General features: G+C 66.7%; 3 protein-coding genes. 2 read left to right on the top strand and 1 reads right to left on the bottom strand.

Annotated features, from left to right (window positions below; genetic code table 11):
• Nucleotides 1–462, top strand: a 462-nt coding sequence (locus tag AC1DOC_RS31460) for a carbohydrate ABC transporter permease (protein WP_478131314.1), incomplete at its 5' end; no start/stop codon positions are given.
• A gap of 19 nt (nucleotides 463–481) precedes the next feature.
• Entirely contained in the window at nucleotides 482–1549 is a 1068-nt protein-coding gene (locus tag AC1DOC_RS31465; protein ID WP_478131315.1) for an ABC transporter ATP-binding protein, read from the top strand.
• A gap of 9 nt (nucleotides 1550–1558) precedes the next feature.
• Here the strand turns inward: AC1DOC_RS31465 and AC1DOC_RS31470 are convergent.
• Nucleotides 1559–1973, bottom strand: a 415-nt coding sequence (locus tag AC1DOC_RS31470) for an endonuclease/exonuclease/phosphatase family protein (RefSeq protein ID WP_478131316.1), incomplete at its 5' end; no start/stop codon positions are given.

A 1973-nucleotide genomic window follows, 5' to 3' on the forward strand; every position in this document is an offset into this window, starting at 1 on the left:
CCCATGTACAAGACCATGGGCAACTACGGCTTGCTCAACAGCCAATGGGCGCTGATCCTTGCCATGGTGACCATCGCCTCGCCGTACTGCATCTGGGTGCTCAAGCAGGCCTCCGACAAGCTGCCCTACGAGCTCGACGAGGCCGCGCGCATGGACGGCGCCTCGCCGCTGCAGCTGTTCCGCCTGGTGTACCTGCCGCTGATGGTGCCGTCGCTGGTGGCGGTGGGCACCTATTCGCTGCTGCTGGCATGGAACGAATACCTCTACGCCTTCCTGCTGCTGTCGAACGACAGGAGCGTGACCTTGGCGGTGGCGCTCGGCAACTTCCTCTCGGCCGACGATTCGCCGTGGGAGCTGCTGATGGCCACCGGCCTCATCTATGCATTGCCGCCCGCGGCGATCTACTACGCCTTCAAGCGCTACATGGTGGGCGGCCTCACTGCAGGCGCCGTCAAGAGCTGAGCGAACCCTGGGAATAAAAATGGCATCCGTATCCTTTCGCAATATCCAGAAATCCTTCGGCAAGGTCCAGATCATCCAGGGCCTGAGCTTCGACATCACCGATGGCGAGTTCGTGGTGCTGGTCGGGCCTTCGGGCTGCGGCAAGTCCACCTTGCTGCRCATGCTCGCGGGCCTGGAGGACATCAGCGGCGGCGAGATCATGATCGACAGCCGCGTGGTCAACGACCTCGAGTCCAAGGACCGCGACATCGCCATGGTGTTCCAGAGCTACGCGCTCTATCCGCACATGACGGTCGGCGAGAACATGGGCTTCAGCCTGCGGCTGCGCAATGCCGAGAAGTCGGTGACCGACGAGCGCGTGGCGCGCGCCGCGAAGATCCTCAACCTCGATGCACTGCTCGGGCGCTATCCGCGCGAGCTGTCGGGCGGCCAGCGCCAGCGCGTGGCCATGGGGCGCGCCATCGTGCGCGACCCCAAGGTGTTCCTGTTCGACGAGCCGCTCTCCAACCTCGACGCCAAGCTGCGCGTGGCGATGCGCGCCGAGATCAAGGCGCTGCACCAGCGCCTGAAGACCACCACCGTCTACGTGACGCACGACCAGATCGAGGCCATGACCATGGCCGACCGCATCGTGGTGATGCACGACGGCATCGTCGAGCAGATCGGCACGCCGCTCGACCTGTACGACCGTCCCGACAACCTGTTCGTCGCGCAGTTCATCGGCTCGCCGTCGATGAACGTGATCGAGGGCACGGTGCGGCGCTCGGGCGGCGAATGCCATGTCGAGGCACATGGCGCGCGCTGGCCCGTGCCGCCGGGCACCTCGGCGCCCGATGGCCAGCCGGTGCACTACGGCATCCGCCCCGGCGACATCACACTGGGCGGCGGCAGCGGCGTCGATGCGCAGGTGATCGTGGTCGAGCCCACGGGCGCCGAGACCGAACTGCTGGTGCAGGTCGGCGAAGCGAAGCTGGTGCTCGCGGTGCATGGCCGCGTCGACGCGCAGCCCGACCAGACCGTGGGCCTGGCGATCGATGCCAACCGCGTGCACCTGTTCGACCGCCAGAGCGGCCGGCGCATGCCCTGAGCTTTCGGCTCAGTCGGTGCGCAGCCGCAGCAGCGCGCGCACGAAGCCGTGGTCCGAGCGCGAGCGGTCCCGGCCTTCGTGCAGGTGGTCGTTGAAGTAGTCGACCCGGCGCACGTCGCCCAGGCTGCGCCGGCTCGTCGCAACGAACTCCTCGCTCACGAAGATCTGGTCGAGCACGGCCGGAAAGCCCTGGTGGATGTGCGAATAGGCCACGTCCTTCTTGAGTGCCGATTCGCCCTGCATCTCGTAGGCGTTGAACAGCGCCACGTCGCGCGCGGCCTTGTCGTAGGCCACCTCGGAGGTGGCGGCCACCAGCTGCGTGGTGACGCTGTGCGGGTCGTCGTTGAAGTCGCCCATTACCACCAGCGGCGTGTTGGTGCCCTGCAGCAGGTCGATCACGATGCAGCGCAGGGCCGCCGCCTCC

It is taken from the genome of Variovorax sp. 01T439_2, from assembly GCF_056398445.1.